Genomic DNA, 15,427 nt, shown 5'->3' on the forward strand with positions numbered 1-15,427 from the left:
TGGGGATGCCGAGGGCCGCGACGATTTTGAGGGCGCGTCGTCCCCTCCGAAAGCCGGCAACCATTTTTCGAGCCGATGCGTCGACATTCCTGTGACGCGGCCTGCCCCGAAGCGCATCCTATGAACAAAATAACGTTGAAAGCCGCATTTGGTGTGTTGAATCCCAAGTCGGCCCGAAACAACAAGGGGAGCGTTGCACGATCAGAAGGGCTCAATATGAACGAGGCATCCTATGGGAAATCTTCCAACTTCACCGAGTTGGCGGTTGATCTTGTCGCCGCCTACGTCGCGAACAATCCTGTCCCGGCTACAGAGCTGCCGGCACTGATCGCCCGGGTCTACGGCGCGATCGCCAGCCTGGCCTCCGGCACGGCGCCGGCTGAGAGCGGCGCGGCCGCGCCCGTCGACAAGCCGAGCCCGGCCCAGATCCGCAAGTCGGTCCAGCAGGACGGGATCGTCAGCTTCATCGACGGCAAGACCTACAAGACGCTCAAGCGGCATCTGGCCGCCAACGGCCTGAGCCCGCAAAGCTACCGCGAGCGCTACGGCCTGCCATCCGATTATCCCATGGTCGCCCCGAGCTACGCCGAGCAGCGCTCCGCCCTCGCCAAGGCGATCGGTCTGGGCCAGCCCGGCTCCATGGCCAAGCGCAAGGGCAAGGTCGCCTGAGGGAGCCGTCCCCGACGGGGCAGGCCCTGAGCCGCCGTCATCGCGTCCGTCGACGGGTTCGATCCGCCTGAAACCTGACCGTCTCGACGGTCAGGGCAAAGATTTGCCGGCCAAGACGAGGACGATCCGCATCAAACGCGATCGTCAGGCCGATCCGCTCCGCCATCGCGCCGAGCGCACCCGCTGGGTGAGACGGATCTCCACAGAGCGTTCGTGCGGTTGTGGGTGCATCCCAATGCCCCTATGTATAGAACATATCAGGAACATCAGAGTGCGGACGGGCGGCGGTCTGTCTCGATGCCGCGGCCTTGAACGGAACCGGAGGGCTGTCGATTGATCGAGGAACGGCCGATGCCGACGAAGCTCTACCGCTTCCACTGCACGGACGGGCACGAGCTGGTGATCGACCTCACGGGCCGGCGCCTGCCGACCTTGGCACAGACGCGCGTCCATGCCGAGCGGGTCGCCCTCGGGCTCATGGAGCGGGTCGAGCGGTTCGACTGGTCGGGCTGGCAGGTCGAGGTCTACGACGCGAAGGGGCGGCGGGTCTGGATCCGGGCCTTCGTCGACGTGAACGTGGATGTGCAGGCCGCGTGAGACGCACCGGCTTTGGATAAGGAGACAACAAAATGGCGTTCAAGCCGAAATCCGCCGCGGAGACCAAGGCGAAGGATCTGGGCCTCGCGCTCGCCCGGATCGCCGAGGGGGACGGCACGCCGGCGCGCATCGGGGTCGATCAGCTGCGGCGGGTGAGCCCGCGCCTGACGCCCCTGGCGATCGGCCAGATGGTGCGCAAGGAGCGCGGGATCGTCGAGGAGACCCTCGCCGAGCGCGGCCTGGCGTTGATCGACTACGCCGATCAGGGGCCGGGCCGCGGCATGGAATTCGTCATCGACGCGGCGGGATGATCCGGGGGGCGGTCAGGCGACCGCCGGACGGCCCCGCAGCAGACGGCCGGCCAGACGGAACGGCAGGAGCGGCAGCTTGAACAGCGCCGTGAGGGCCAGGACTGCGATGACGGTGAGGATCGCCAGGAAAGAGTTGATCAAGCGGTGCGCGCTCCCATGAGAGGGCCGCCCTCGCGGGCTGATGGCGACAGGTGGCGCCCGGAACGCGGCGAGACTATGGACGCTTCCACCGTTGGCTGAATTCGCGCGCGCCCGACCGCGCGTCGCCCGGATCGCGGAAACGGAAGGCCGTGCAAGGGGTTTTCCCTGTTGCGCACGGTTCGTCCGACCCGGTCCCTGCGATCCGGGGACCGACCCGGCGACACAGGGCCGCAACCGCGGGTCACGACGGGCGAGACGGTGAGTTCGACATGAGCAAGCGCAGTGCAGGCACAGTCGGCCTCGTCCTGGCCGGGATGCTGCTGGCGGCCGGACCGGCCATCGCGGAGGTCCAGGTCCGCTACGCCGCGCCGGAGCGCTTCACCGACGCGGAGAACCGCTTTGCCTCGGGGCAGCCGCTCCGGGTGACCTTGGCCGAGCTGACGCGGATTCTCGTCGATCTCGGCGCGACCCGGCTGCGCCCGGACGAGCGCCTCGACATCACGGTGCTCGACATCGACCTCGCCGGGTTCGACCGGTCGGGCTTCGCCTCGCCGACGGGCGTCCGGGTCGTGACCGACGCCACCCCGCCGCGCCTCCGCCTCGCCTACGTTCTGCGCCGGGGCGGCCGCATCGTCGCGCAGGGCGAGGACACGGTGACGGACATCAACTTCCTGCTGACGTCCAACCCGCGCTTCTCCACCGGCGGCCTGTATTACGAGCGCCAGCTCCTGCGCGACTGGTTCGCGCGCCGCTTTCCCGCGGGGGCCGAACGCGGTTGAGGTGAGCGCTCCGGCGATCACCGGGCAATCTCTGAAGCCCGCCCGCAGCGATCACTCGGCGGCCGTGCCGCTCAAGGCCCCCCGGGGGGCGCCGCGAGCGCGCGAAGGCCGGGTGCCGTCGTAGCGGGCAGCCTTGCCGGCGGCGAACAGCAGGAGGGCCGCGAGGCCAAGCAGGACGAGATCGACCCCGACGAACACCGGATCGACCGGGTCTCCGACGCCGAAGGCCCGCTGCATCCGCCAGCCATCGGCGACAGCGGCCGCCGTGTAGAGGGCGGCGGCCGCACCCAGCACCTCGGGCCAGGCCCGGCGCTGCGGACGCAGCAGGCCGACCGCGGCGATCAGCACCCAGACGGCGAAGAACCCGCGGATCTCCCAGAGCGCCCGATCGGGCAGCCCCACCGGCAGGATCCGGTTGGCGAGGAAATAGCCCGCGATGGCCGCCGGCAGCCCGGCGATCGTCGCGATGTTGAGGCCCTGGACGAGCCGCACCCCCGGATGCGGGGCGGTCCCGACCTTCTTGGGCAGGCGCGCCACCGACCACAGCAACAGGCCCGTCGCCACCATGGCGCTGCCGGCGAGCCCGCACAGGAAGAACAGGATTCGCAGGGCCGGCCCGGCGAAATGCGCCTCGTGCAGGCCGACCATCGTGGTGAAGGTTTTGGCCGCCGGCTTCAACGCGCCCGCCCGGACCTCCACGACGGCGCCGGTGGTGCCGTCGAAGGCGACCTGCGGATGCTCGTGCGAGAGCCCGTGCGGCTCCTCGAACACCACCACCACGGTGGCGTTCGCATCCTTCGGGTTGACGATCGAGATCCGCTCCAGGGGCTCGTGGATCGTCTCCAGGGCGCGCAACACCATCGGGCCGACGGGGGCCAGCGCGCCCGGCCGGCCCGCCGACGGGCGCGGCGCAGTGATCTGGCCGGCCTCGGCGAAGAAACGCTGCGTGTCGCCCCGATAGGCCGCGTTCATGCCCCAGGGCATGTACAGGAATGACAGGGTGACCAGCCCCGTATAGGTGATCATCAGGTGGAACGGCAGGGCGAGCACGCCCGTGACGTTGTGGGCGTCGAGCCAGCCGCGCTGGGCGGACTTGTCCCGCCGGAAGGTGAAGAAGTCGGCGAAGATCCGCCGATGGGTGATGATCCCCGAGATCAGCGCCATCAGCATGATCATCGCGCAGATGCCGACGACCCAGCGGCCCCAGAGGGGCGCCATGTTCAGCTCGAAGTGGAAGCGATAGAGGAAATCGCCGCCGCGGGTGTCGCGCAGGGCGGCCGGCGCCCCGGTCGCCGGATCGAGGAACACGCGGTTGGGCGGCTGGCCCGGCCCGGTCCGCCAGAACAGTTCGACCAGGGGTATGTCCGGGCGCGGCGGCGTGATGAACCACGACCGCGCCCCGCCCGCCTGCGCCTGCAGGTAGGCGACGCCGCGCTCCACGGCCGCGGCCGTCGCGTCGGGGCCGAGCACGGTCCCAGCCTGGAGCTCGGGCCGCATCCAGCGCGAGATCTCCGGCCGATAATAGCTCGCAGTCCCGGTGACGAAGACCGCGAACAGCACCCAGCCGACGATCAGGCCGGACCAGGCGTGCAGCCACGCCATCGACTGCCGGAAGCTGGTGCGCATCGGTGAGGCCTCACCAGCGGTAGCGCAGGGTTCCATAGACCGTGCGCGGCAGGCCGTAGAAGCAGGCCGAGTAGGACAGGCAGCTCGAGACGAAGCGCTCGTCCAGGAGGTTGTTGATGTTCAGCTCCGCCGTGAGGCCCGCCAGGCTCGGCGCGAGGTGCCGCATGTCGTAGGATGCGAGCGCGTCGACGACCACGCTCTCCGGCACCTGGAAGGTATTGGCCGGATCGCCCCAGGACGGGCCGAGGTAGCGCACGCCGCCGCCGAGCGCGAGGCCCAGCAGGGGGCCGTCGGTAAAGCGGTAGTTCGCCAGCAGCGAGATCGTCGTGTCCGGCACCTGCACCGGGCGTCGCCCCTGGAGCGGCACCGACAGCCGGGTGAGGTCGTTCGTCGTGTTGCCGGTATCCTGCACGTTGCGGATGTCGAGGAGCGAGACGCCGCCGATCAGCGTCAGGCCCTCGGCCAAGTTGGCCCGCGCCTCGAACTCGAAGCCCTGGGCGCCGACTTCGCCGGTCTGGACCACGAAGCCCTGGCGCAAGGGATCCGCGGAGGTCCGGTTCGACTGGCGGATGTCGAAGACTGCGGCGGTCAGCAGAATGTCGGTGCCCGGTGGCTGATACTTGATGCCGGCCTCGTACTGGTCGCTGCGGACCGGGTCGGGCACGCGGCCCACCGACCCGAAGGCGCTGTCGAACACGCGCCCGCTCACGATCGGTTCGAAGGCCTGGCTGTAGGACACGTACGGCGCCACGCCGCTGTCGAACTTGTACAGCAGGCTCGCACGATAGGTCAGGGCGTCGGAGGGCGCGTCCTGGAGCGTCAAGGTGCTGGTGTTTCCGGAGAAGCTGCGGGTCGGGCCGGTCTGGCGGGCGACGTCGTAGCGGCCGCCGAGCGTCAGCACGACGCGATCGAACTTCGCCTGGTCCTGAAAGTAGACGCCGGTCTGCTGGGCATCGACCCGCGCGGTGGTGTTGAAGGCCGGGAAGGCGATGTTCATGGCATAGTTCGGCGCCAGGATGTTGAGGTCCGGGGCGCTCGGGAACGGGGTGCCGCTGGTCCGGGTGCTGAAGGTCCGGTGATCGACGCCCAGCAGCGCCGTGTGTGCGATGAACCCGGTATCGAACTCGGCGATGAAGTTGTTGTCCATCGTGTAGGCTTCGGCCGCCACGTTGGTGCCGATGATCGACCGCGCCAGGAGCGGCCCCGTGGCGGTCGGGCCATTCCGGTCGTTGAAGGCACCGTAGACGCTGCGGTAGTCGCCCTGGGTGCGCAGGTAGCGCCCGGCCGAGTGGAACCGCAGGTTCTCGCCGATCCGCTGGTCGAACAGGTACTCGATCGAGGCCTGGGTCCGGTCGGAGCGCTCGATGTTGCGATCGCCGTCGTAGAAATTCACTGGCAGCCGCCCGTACAGGCCGCTGCCGAAGTTGCGCGGGAACACGGTGCCCACCGCCGGGAAGCCGCCGTAGAAGCCCGAGAACGGATCGCGCTGGTAATTGCCGATCAGGGTCAGCGACGTGTCGGTGGACGGGCGCCAAGTGATGCTTGGGTTGATGAAGGCGCGCTCGACCTTGGTGGTCGCCGCCGGCCCGTCGCCGTTCCAGCCGAGCCCGATCACCCGGTAGGCGAACTGATCGGCCAAGCCGGGGATGTCGGACGCGATCGGGCCGCCGATGTCGAAGCCGCTGCGGACCTCGTTGAAGCCGCCGCCCTGTATGAAGACCTCGCCGTGGCTGACGAATTGCGGCACCTTCGAAACCAGGTTGACGATGCCGCCCGGGCCGGACTGCCCGTACAGCACCGAGGCCGGCCCCTTGATGATGTCGATCCGCTCCAGACGGTAGACGTCGATCGACGTGTTGGCGTCGCGCCCGCTGATGAGCGCCATCTGATCCAGGAAGACCGGGGCCGCGAAGCCGCGGATGTTGAACAGCTCCAGGCGGGTCGAGCCGGCACCGCCGCGCGACTCGGCGAAGACACCCGGGGTGTAGCGCAAAGCCTGCGTGACCGTCAGCGCGTTCTGGTCCTCGATCTGCTGACGGCCGACGACCGAGATGGATTGCGCCGTCTCCAGGATCGGGGTGTCGGTCTTGGTGCCGACCGTGCTGCGGCTGGCTACGTAGCCGGGAACCGAGCCGACCGCCCCGCGGGCGCCGTACAGGTCGCCGTTGAGGGTCCGGCCGCTGCCTTCGCCGGTCACGCTCAGTTCGGACAGCTCGATATCGGTGGTGGGCGCGGTCTGGGCCCAGGCGACGCCCGGTGCGACCACGGCGCAAGTCGTCGAGAGCAACGCCAGATACAGGGAACCGGCCAGCGACCGTTCGATGGCGTTCCAGGTCGATACGGGCCGGGACCGGTTCATTCAGACGCCTCTAATACGAGCACGAAACCCCCGTGCATCCTACGAAAACCGCGGCCTCACGCCGTCGTGATCGTGTTGGCATCAGAGTATTGGTCTAGGCAACTGCTATGTTATGGAGCAATTCTAATATAACTTGGACCTATTCCAAGTTGTAGGATCCATGCCAGCCGACCCCGAGGGTTAGGGTGCATCTCGGCGCGCGGATCGCCCCGCCCGAGGACGCGATGACGCGGAGACATCGGCTCACCGATACGGCCAAGATATGCGCGTCGCACAAGCGGGGGTTGCATTGCCGCGCGAAACTCAATCGTGCACGACACAGTTAAACCGCCTGGATCGCGGCCGACCTCGCCCGCACGCCCTGAAAGACCGTTTCGACATGATGACCGTGACCAAACCGAAGCTGGCGACAGACGCCGATCGCGCGATCGGGAGCCGCATCGCGGCGATCCGGGCCGCGCAGGGGCTGAGCCAGACGACGCTCGGTCACGCCATCGGCGTGAGCTTCCAGCAGGTTCAGAAATACGAGAAGGGCCGCAACCGCGTCGGCGCCAGCCGCCTGCAGATGATCGCGGACCTGCTCAAGGTCCCGGTCGAGACGTTTTTCGCCGACAAGGTGTCGGCGGATGCCGGCGCCGTGCCCATCCAGACCTATTTCGACGATCCCGCGATCATGGAACTCGTGGCGGCCTTCCGGTCCATTCCGGACCAGACCACGCGCAACGGCATCCTGTCGATCGTGAAGGCTGCGGCCGCGCTCCGGAACGCCAGCACCAAATCCTGACAGCGGTTCGGTGACCGGTTCTCAGGGCTCGCCGGCGAGCAGGCCGCCTACCGTCTGCTCGATGTGCTGGGCGATGTCGGGGGCGCCGGTCATCTCGCCGAAGCTGCCTCGCGTCATCGGCCCGAAGGCGTAGAGGCCGGGCCGGGACTGGCCCGAGGCATCGCGCACGCGGCTGCGACGATCCACGGCAAGACCGAGCCCGACCGCGTCGAGGCTGGCCGTCCCGTCGGCCAGCAGAGCGGCGACCAGCGGGTTGCGCGCCACATCGCGCTCGGGCCCGGTGCACAGCACCACCGCGTCGAACCGGCGCCGCTCGGTCTCGCCGCGGCCGCGCCGCAGCTCGGCCTCCAGCCCCCCGTCCGTGCCGAGATCCAGGCCGGTGATGGCCGCCCGCTCCACGGCGAGACGCCCCTCCGCCTGGGCGCGGGCCAACGCCGCCTGGATCTGCGGCGCGATGCGGAAGCGATGGACCTCCCAGAACGGCAGCAGGCGGCGGACGACGCGCCGCTTCTCGTCGGCCGGCAGATCGCCCCAGAGATCGGGCAGGGCCGGGCGCAGGGAATCGACCACGGCGTGCCAGCCCAGAGCCGGATCCACCGCCGAGATCTGCCGCCGGATCATTCGGAGCAGCTCCAGGGCGGTGGCAGGCCGCTGCCCGCCGACCACATCGAGATCCATCTTGAAGACCCCATGCGTCTTCGGCAGGAGGCCTCGCCGGGACACGGCCGTGATCGGGCCGCGATGCCCCCCGGCGCCGAGACTCGTCACGACATCCGCCATGGTCAATCCGGTACCGACCACCAGCACGGAGGCCTCCGGGCCGATCCCCGCGAGCGCGTCGGCCGCCCAGGGATCGGCCACGAAGTGCGGAGAATCCGCGACGCCCGGACCGAGCCGGCAGGGCAGGGCGGGTACAGCATGACCGAAGCACAGCGCGACCCGGTCGGCCGCGACGCGCTCGCCCGCCTGGGTGACGATCGTCCAGGTCCCATCCGAGTCCCGCACTTCCGTGGCGGTGGTGCGCAGATGGCGCAGGCGCACCCGGCCCGCTGCCGCCGCGAGGGTCCGGGCCAGAACGTCACCGATATAGGCACCGTATTCGGCCCGGGGCACGTAGGCGCCGGTGGCATCCTCGCTCTCGGGATCAGGCAGGATGCCGTGCGCATGCAGCCACGCGGTCGCGGTCCCCGCCTCGCCGGCAGCGATGTCGAGACGGTCGCTCGGCACGTTGATCCGGTGGCTGCGGTCGCGGGTGCTATAGGCCACCCCGCGCCCGAGTTCGGCCCGGGGCTCCAGCACGACGATGTCGAGAGGCCCCGTCGAGGCCCGCACCGCGTGGATGGCGAGCACCGCGCCGGTGAAGCCGCCGCCGATGATCGCGAGGCGCAGAGGGCTTGGAGTCGATGTCGCGATCACGGAGCATCCCCGAGGATTTTGGGGATCTTCGATCAGGCACGCGGCGTGCGCGCAACCCCGGCGGGGTGGGCTGATACACGTCAGGAGATCGGCGGCCCTGATAGGGGCAAGTCAGTCGGACCCGAGATGATGAGGCCCAGGCGGATGTTTCCCGTGAAACATCCACCTATCGCACCGATCCACCACCGTGGGTTCTTCAGCGACGGCGTCGCTCTTCCGCGGCGGCCTCTAAACCGACGCGGGCGTGAACTGCACGAAGGCGCCCGCGAAGGCCGCGACCCAAGACAGTGCCCCGGCTACCCGGTAGGCACGCGCCGGCAACCTGCGTCCGGGCAGAACCCAGCTCAGCGCCGGCAGGGCGATCAAGTTCACCACGATACCCGCCAGCACCGCCGCCGCGATTGCTCCCAGCGATAGGGAGAGCGCTCCGATGACGACGTGCTGCCCATCACCGAGGTCGGTCACCATCCGGGCGCCCCCGCCGGCGAGAAATCCGATTGCCGCCGCCGCGGTTATTGTTTCGCGGCGCATCGCGTTCCACGACTGTCCGGATTGGCGATCCATGATCGTCGACATGGCGGCCCCTCTCGATCGCACGCCACCGATGGTCCGCGATCGCCGATAGAAATGCAATCGAAAGTTGCATTTCTATCGGCGATGCACGCAAACCCCGCGCGTCATGGTTAAATCCGACACGCCGGCCAGTCAGGTCTTTCGTCTCGGCAAGGGGATGCGTCTGATGAGAGCCACATCGCGCCGACGATGAGACCGAACGCTGCCAATCGAACGGCAGCGCTACCGTCGAGCCAACCGCCTGCCGCGCTCCGGCGGAGAGCGTTTCGCAGCGACCGCGTTGAAGGCGATCTGAGCCTGCCAGCCCTCCCCAACCGAGGGCGGATCGAAGCACCGGCCCCGGCTACCCACAGCCGGCCCATATCCCAGCGGATCGGGGCAAAAGGTCCCGGCCGCAGCTGATCGAGGAGCGGTCGCGGCCGGAGGAGGGGTTCACCACGCGGCCTGCAATCCCGCGGAGAAGACCTGGGCGTTGGCGCCGGGGCGGACCTCGCCGGAATAGCTCGCCGAGAGGGACACGCCCTGCGCCACGGGGCCTGACAGGCTCACGCCAAGCACCGCCCCGTCCCGCGCCAGCGCGCTCGTGCGGGTCGAGAATGGCGCCCCGAACAGGCTGGAGCGCACCACCGCTGCGGTGTCGGCCAGCTCGTGCGCCCAGTACGCCCGCGCGTCGAGGCGCAGACCCGCGGTCTCGTCCACCGCGAGGCTGGCGAGTCGGCCGCCCGCCAGGATCCGCGCCCCCTCCAACGCCGCCGTGGTGAAGGCCTGCGGGACCAGACCGCCGCGCTCGGCCACCCGGCCCCGGCTCAGCCGGTCGTAGCTGAAGCCCAGTTCCGGCACGAACTCCACCGGCAGGCCGGTGCCGATGGCGTAGCCGGCAAAGCCGGACAGGCCGAGATCGGCTCCGCCCGGCGCGCCGCTCGCCCGCACCAGGGCCGAGCCCAGCGTCACCGTCCGATTGACGCGGCCGTCGGCATAGGCACCGCCGGCGGTGCCGCGCAGAACCACCGCGCCCAGCCGGGTGCTGCCGTAGAGCGTGCCGCCGTAGCTGTCAGCGGTGAACGACCCGAGCCCGAGGCCCGCTCCGGCGCTCCGGGACGCCCCGGTCTCGCGCAGGTAGCTGAACGTGCCGCCCACCAGCGTGTCGCGCCCGACCTGGCGGTCGACCCCGAGCAGCAGGCCACCGGCATCGAGATCCGCCCCGCCGGCGGCGTGGTCGCCGCCGCGGCTGCCGAAGCCGTAGAGCGCGTCCGCCCAGATCCGGCCCTCGCCGGCGGCCAGCGGCTGGTCCGGGGCTCCGGCGCCGCCGCGCAGGTCGAGCGCGGTGCGGTTCGGCCCGAGCCCGGCGCCGCCGGTGCTGAAGCTGGCGCTGCCACCGCCCAGGGTCAGATGCCGGTCGATCGTGGCGGCGACCAGACGGCGCGCGGTCAGGTCGGCGACCAGGGCGTCGCCGTAGCTCTGGCCCGACAGGCTCGCGAGCGAGCCGGACAGGGTGGCGGGGGCGGCGGCGTAGAGCGGGTCGTAGACCCGCGCCCGGGCGGCGTCGGGCCGGGTGCCGGCGTCCGGCCGGGCGAGGTCGAGGGCGGCACCCACCGTCCGGGCATTGCCCCTCTGGGCCAGACCCAGGGGCGCGAGGTTGCCGTAGGCGGCGGGCGTCACCACCAGGTCGAGGCCAGTGGCCCCATAGAGCGCGTCGAAGCGCGTGGCGGCGGCCAAGCCGGCTGTCGGCTGGGCCAGCCCGCTGAACGAGCCACCCAGCCCCGCCTGCGCCACCAGCACGGAGAAGCGCTGGCCCAGCGCCGGGGTGAAGCCGTTGCCGGCATTGCCGGTGATCCCGCGCAAGCTCGGCACCAGGGTGCCGTTGGCCGCCACCGCGCCGCTCGGGCCGAGCGCCAGCAGCCGAGAATAGTTGCCCGCTCCGGCGCCGGTGCCGGTCCCATCGATGTCGAGCCCGAACACGCTGCCGGGGGCGAAACTGACCGGGCCGGCCACCGTCAGGGTACCGGGCGAGTTGCCGGGCCGCAGGGCGCCGGCCACCGCCACCGGGGCGGCGATGGTGCCGGTGCCGCGCAGGGTGCCGGCGGCCGCCACCGTGACCGGCGAGGTCCAGACGCCGTTGAGTGCCAGCGTGCCCTGCTGGATCGTGGTCGGGCCGGAGAAGCGGCCGGAGCCGGTGACGTTGAGCGTGCCGGTGCCGATTTTGGTCAGCGTCGTGGCGCTGCCGCCGTCCACGATGGTGCCGGCATAGGTGGAGGAGCCGGATCCGCCCACCGTGAGCCGTCCGTTGCCGAGCACGGCCGTGGCCGAGCCGGACAGGCTGGCGATGCTGAAGGCGCCGCCGCCGAGGTCGAGCGGGCCGGTGGTGGCGAACGTGGTGATCCCGGCGATCGGGCCGGTGAACAGCAGGGAGCCGGTATTGCTCAGGGCGCCGTTGAGCTGGCCGGACAGGCGGGCGGTGCCGGTATTGGACACGGGGCCGTTCAGGGTGCCGTTGCTGACCAGCAGGCCGGCATTGCCGATCTCGGCGGCCGAGAGGCTCGCGCTGGCCGAGACCGCGACCGTGCCGGCGTTGCTGAGGGCGCCGGCCAGGCCGTAGGCGCCGCCCCCCGCCACCGCCAGGGTGGCGCCGGCGGCGTTGGTGAAGGCGTTGTCGCTGGCGACCGTGCCGGTGACCGTGAAGGTGCCGGCCGTGTTCCGGATCGCGCCATCGACCCGACCGGCGCTGGCGATCAGGGTGCCGGTGTTGGTCACGCCCCCGGAGAGCGTGCCGCTGGTGGTGAGGGTGCCGGCATTCGCTACGCCGCCGGAGATGGTCCCGCGATTCGCCGTGTAGCCGGCATTCGCGAGGCCGCCGGAGACGGTGCCGCTGGTCGCCAGGGTGCCAGTATTGGTCACGCCGCCCGCGATCGTGCCGCTATTGGTCGTGTAGCCGGAGTTCCCCAGTCCGCCCGAGACGGTGCCGCTGGTCGCCAGGGTTCCAGTATTGGTTACCCCGCCGGCGATCGTGCCGGCATTGGCCGTGTAGCCGGAGTTTGCCAGTCCACCGGAGACGGTGCCGCTGGTCGCCAGGACGCCGGCATTGGTCACTCGCCCGGCGATGGAGCCGGTGTTGGCGGTGTAGCCGGCATTCGTGAGGCCGCCGGAGATCCATCCGCTGGTGGTCAGGATGCCGGTGTTGCTCACGCCGCTGGCGATCGTTCCGGCATTGGCCGTGTATCCGGCATTCGTCAGTCCGCCGGAGAGGGTGCCTCGCGTGGTCAAGAGGCCAGCATTGGTCACCCGGCCTCCGATGGTGCCGGTGTTGGTCGTGTAGCCGGCATTCGTGAGGCCGCCGAAGATCCATCCGCTGGTGGTCAGAAAGCCGGTATTGCTCACGCCGCCGGCGATCGTACCTGCGTTGGCCGTGTAACCGGCATTCGCCAGGCTGCCGGAGGCGGTGCCGGCGTTCAGGAAGCTCCCGGCCTTGCCGACGGTGATCGGCGAGACGAGGCGGCCGGTCGCCGTCAGCGCCAGCGTGCCCGCCGCCACGCTGGTCGGCCCGGTATAGGTGTTGGCCGCCGACAGGCTGGCGGTGCCGAGCCCGGTCTTGATGAGCGCGCCCGCCGCCTTGGTCCCGTCCGTGATCTTGCCCGCGAAACGCGCGGTCCCGGTATCGATCTGGAGCGTGCCGGTGCTGTTGAGGGTCACCGGCCGAGCGGTGGCGAAGCCGTCGGTCAGCACTTCCAGTGTGCCGCCGCCGAAGGCGAGCCCGCCGCTCGCCGCGCCGAGGTTGCGGTCGGCCAGGACGCCGAGCACGCCACCGTTGATGGCGGTGCCGCCGGCGTAGCTGTTGGTACCGGCCAGATCCAGGATGCCGGCGCCTGTCTTGATCAGGCCGCCGACCCCGGAGATGTTGTTGGCGAAGCGTCCGTAATAGGTTTGGCCCTTGTAGGTGGTGTTGACCGTCCAGGTGGAGGTGAACTGCCCCGGTCCGTCGATCGCCTTGCCAAGGTTGAGCAGGCCCCAGCCATACACGGCATTCGGGACGTTGCTGGGCCCGTCACCGAGATGGGTCGCGGTGGTGAATATCGTCTGGGCGATCTGCGGTGCCGTCAGGAACGGGAAGGCCTGCGTCAGCACCGCGGCCGCACCAGACACATGCGGCGTCGCCATCGAGGTGCCACTCATCAACTGGTAGTTCCCATCAGGGGCAGTCGACAGGATGCGGACCCCCGGCGCTGCGATGCACCAAGCGGCCGTTACGCCGCACCAATTGCTGAACGAGGCAATCTTGTTGTTACGATCGGTGGCGACGACGGAAACGATCGAGCCGGCAAGACCGGAGAAATCGATCTTGCTCTGGTCGATCGGACGACCCGCGTCATCGTAGAACTGGTAGACGCCGCTGTTGGCGTTGCTGGGGCGGATATACGGATAGAGTGCCGCGCCGCTCGGGTTCACGGAGATGACAGGCTGGTCGATGCGATCGTTGCCGGCCGCGAAGACGAGTAGCATACCGTTATCGGCGGCTCGTTTGAGCGCGTCGTATTGGTATTTGGTCCGATTTAAAAGATATTCTTGGAACTGTAATTCAACATAATCGGGATTTGGGATCCAGTTTCCTTGGTTGTCCTCGATGTATAATTTCGGAAGTGCCGGTCCATAGCTCCCGTTGAAGATCCGGGCACCCCGCTGGGTTGCGTAATCGATCGCCGCGGGGCCGTTGACTCGAAAATCGGAGAACGTAGTCCACCAGTAAGCGGGGGGGAGCGTGTAGAGGGTCAGGATCGTGCTGTCGTAGGCGACGCCCATGGTCCCGACGCCGTTGCGGGCCGCACCGATCGTGCCTGAGACGTGCGTACCGTGGCCCTGCTCGTCCGTGATGAAATTGGGAAAGAAGGTGAAATCAGAGGCCGAGAAGAAATTTCGCGAAGCGGCCGAGATGCGGCCGGAAAATTCCGGGTGCGTTCGATCAATGCCGGTATCGTAGACCGCCACCAGCACACCAGCGCCGGTGAAGCCGCGGGCGTAGGCCGTCGCGGCATTGATCTGGGCGAGGCCCCAATCGGCCCGGTACTCGGGCGTGTCGAAATCCGAGGCGGTCAGACCAAGGGTGAAGGGAGACCGTCGCGCCGGGATACCCTGCGCGGCAGCCGGCCCAATCGCCGTGGCCAACACGGCGAGCGAGCAGCCCAGCATGAGTCTGCGCCGCGAAGACCCTTTTCGACGCATGAACGAGAGCGATCGTGGCCGCCCAAGTTTGAAATCGTCAGCAAAAACTGATGACTTTTGCTCGATGCCCATCTGTGTGCTCGCAATATATAGAAAAAATCAGAGAATCGATGATCGTGATAGGCATGTTTATCTCGACATTGCGCAGAATCAACGTTGTTTGAGGTTACAAATTTTGGCTTTATCTGCATGTGATCTGAAAGCATCAGTGAGACATAAGCAAAGTTGTGCAACGAGCAAAGAATCTCAATTTGAGGTGATGATTCTAGACTGAAATTGTCATCAGTCGCAGGTTGCATCGACAGCGTGTCAAGACGAATCGCCGCTTGGTACGCGACGAAACGAGTGACCGTAGGAATAAGCGTGGCTCAGTTCGGGGCGTGCGTGGCATCGCTGCTTCGCAGCCCATGTTTGAGGCGCCATCATCGTCGTGACGGGACGAAAACGAGACTTCGGTTGCGTCGATGCCTTCTGAAGAATCAGAGAACGAAATCACCGCCCCGGCCGGCGATGGCATCGCTGTGGATATGCGAATCGCCTGCCTGCGCTTTAAGCCGCCCGACGATCCGGACGTGCTGGGCCCTGCGTGGCGGGATCACCTCGCGCCGATCTTCGAAGTCCGCTACCGACCGAGGCCGTGTGAGAACGCTGATCGTCAGGGGTTGAGGAGATCGCGGGGATTCGCGCGGCGGATCGAGGTGGTGGGCCTCAAGCGCGGCTGGACGCCATGAGCGGACCGACTCCGAAGATCTGGATCATCGGCTTCATCTTGTAGGCCAGAGCCTGCAGGCTCATCTCGGTTCTGACCTTCGCCAAGGACCGGGCCAGGAAGTGGGTCGCTCCCATCCAGGCCTTCAGCGTGCCGAACGGGTGCTCGACGGTCTGGCGACAGCTCCTCATCGCGTGCGGCAGCCGGGCGAGCCGCGTCTGCATCGCGTCGAGGACGCCGTCGTGCACCCAG

At 68.7% G+C, this 15,427-nt stretch carries 13 protein-coding genes; 6 read left to right on the forward strand and 7 right to left on the reverse strand.

The window, feature by feature from the left end; all coding sequences use genetic code 11:
• Positions 1 to 216: 216 nt before the first annotated feature.
• The 3 genes from MKL20_RS20180 (at position 217) to MKL20_RS20190 (ending at position 1,577) form a co-directional block, all read left to right on the forward strand.
• The gene (locus MKL20_RS20180; protein WP_244038173.1) at positions 217 to 669 is read left to right on the forward strand and encodes a MucR family transcriptional regulator; all 453 of its coding nucleotides are present in this window, start codon (positions 217 to 219) and stop codon (positions 667 to 669) included.
• Between the two features lie 351 nt (positions 670 to 1,020).
• The gene (locus MKL20_RS20185) at positions 1,021 to 1,266 is read left to right on the forward strand and encodes a DUF6894 family protein (RefSeq protein ID WP_243969784.1); all 246 of its coding nucleotides are present in this window, start codon (positions 1,021 to 1,023) and stop codon (positions 1,264 to 1,266) included.
• A 32-nt stretch (positions 1,267 to 1,298) separates the two neighbouring features.
• Complete coding sequence (locus MKL20_RS20190; RefSeq protein ID WP_244038174.1) at positions 1,299 to 1,577, forward strand: adenylosuccinate synthase; 279 nt, start codon at positions 1,299 to 1,301, stop codon at positions 1,575 to 1,577.
• Between the two features lie 12 nt (positions 1,578 to 1,589).
• On the opposite strand, the gene MKL20_RS33030 is transcribed toward MKL20_RS20190, so the two are convergent.
• Positions 1,590 to 1,718 (reverse strand): hypothetical protein, encoded by a 129-nt coding sequence (locus MKL20_RS33030; RefSeq protein WP_279594885.1) that lies wholly within the window; start codon positions 1,716 to 1,718, stop codon positions 1,590 to 1,592.
• Between the two features lie 269 nt (positions 1,719 to 1,987).
• Here MKL20_RS33030 and MKL20_RS20195 point away from each other — a divergent pair, with 269 nt between their 5' ends.
• Positions 1,988 to 2,497: a DUF3016 domain-containing protein gene (locus MKL20_RS20195; RefSeq protein WP_244038175.1), complete on the forward strand. Its 510-nt coding sequence runs from the start codon at positions 1,988 to 1,990 to the stop codon at positions 2,495 to 2,497.
• Positions 2,498 to 2,548: 51 nt separating this feature from the next.
• Here MKL20_RS20195 and MKL20_RS20200 read toward each other — a convergent pair whose 3' ends face one another.
• Both MKL20_RS20200 and MKL20_RS20205 read right to left on the reverse strand, forming a co-directional pair.
• Positions 2,549 to 4,123 carry a PepSY-associated TM helix domain-containing protein gene (locus MKL20_RS20200; RefSeq protein WP_244038176.1) on the reverse strand — a complete coding sequence of 525 codons (1,575 nt, stop codon included), beginning with the start codon at positions 4,121 to 4,123 and terminating at the stop codon, positions 2,549 to 2,551.
• A gap of 10 nt (positions 4,124 to 4,133) precedes the next feature.
• Entirely contained in the window at positions 4,134 to 6,482 is a 2,349-nt protein-coding gene (locus MKL20_RS20205) for a TonB-dependent siderophore receptor (RefSeq protein WP_244038177.1), read from the reverse strand.
• Positions 6,483 to 6,744: 262 nt separating this feature from the next.
• Between MKL20_RS20205 and MKL20_RS20210 the strand changes: the two genes are divergently transcribed.
• Positions 6,745 to 7,266 carry a helix-turn-helix domain-containing protein gene (locus MKL20_RS20210; RefSeq protein WP_244038178.1) on the forward strand — a complete coding sequence of 174 codons (522 nt, stop codon included), beginning with the start codon at positions 6,745 to 6,747 and terminating at the stop codon, positions 7,264 to 7,266.
• A 21-nt stretch (positions 7,267 to 7,287) separates the two neighbouring features.
• On the opposite strand, the gene MKL20_RS20215 is transcribed toward MKL20_RS20210, so the two are convergent.
• From MKL20_RS20215 to MKL20_RS20225, 3 genes are all read right to left on the reverse strand, one after another.
• Positions 7,288 to 8,682 (reverse strand): FAD/NAD(P)-binding protein, encoded by a 1,395-nt coding sequence (locus MKL20_RS20215; protein WP_244038179.1) that lies wholly within the window; start codon positions 8,680 to 8,682, stop codon positions 7,288 to 7,290.
• 228 nt (positions 8,683 to 8,910) lie between these two features.
• A complete protein-coding gene (locus MKL20_RS20220) occupies positions 8,911 to 9,258 on the reverse strand; it encodes a hypothetical protein (RefSeq protein WP_244038180.1) in 348 nt (115 codons plus the stop codon).
• A gap of 429 nt (positions 9,259 to 9,687) precedes the next feature.
• Positions 9,688 to 14,433 carry a S8 family serine peptidase gene (locus MKL20_RS20225; protein WP_279594886.1) on the reverse strand — a complete coding sequence of 1,582 codons (4,746 nt, stop codon included), beginning with the start codon at positions 14,431 to 14,433 and terminating at the stop codon, positions 9,688 to 9,690.
• A gap of 497 nt (positions 14,434 to 14,930) precedes the next feature.
• Between MKL20_RS20225 and MKL20_RS20235 the strand changes: the two genes are divergently transcribed.
• The gene (locus MKL20_RS20235; RefSeq protein WP_244038181.1) at positions 14,931 to 15,197 is read left to right on the forward strand and encodes a hypothetical protein; all 267 of its coding nucleotides are present in this window, start codon (positions 14,931 to 14,933) and stop codon (positions 15,195 to 15,197) included.
• Here the strand turns inward: MKL20_RS20235 and MKL20_RS20240 are convergent.
• The coding region (locus tag MKL20_RS20240) for a transposase (RefSeq protein WP_244038182.1) at positions 15,175 to 15,427 on the reverse strand (253 nt) is incomplete at its 5' end. The two genes, MKL20_RS20235 and MKL20_RS20240, sit on opposite strands and share 23 nt — an antisense overlap.

Origin of the sequence: Methylobacterium sp. E-066 (assembly GCF_022829635.1) — a bacterium.
In the GTDB taxonomy this organism is placed as follows: Bacteria; Pseudomonadota; Alphaproteobacteria; order Rhizobiales; family Beijerinckiaceae; genus Methylobacterium.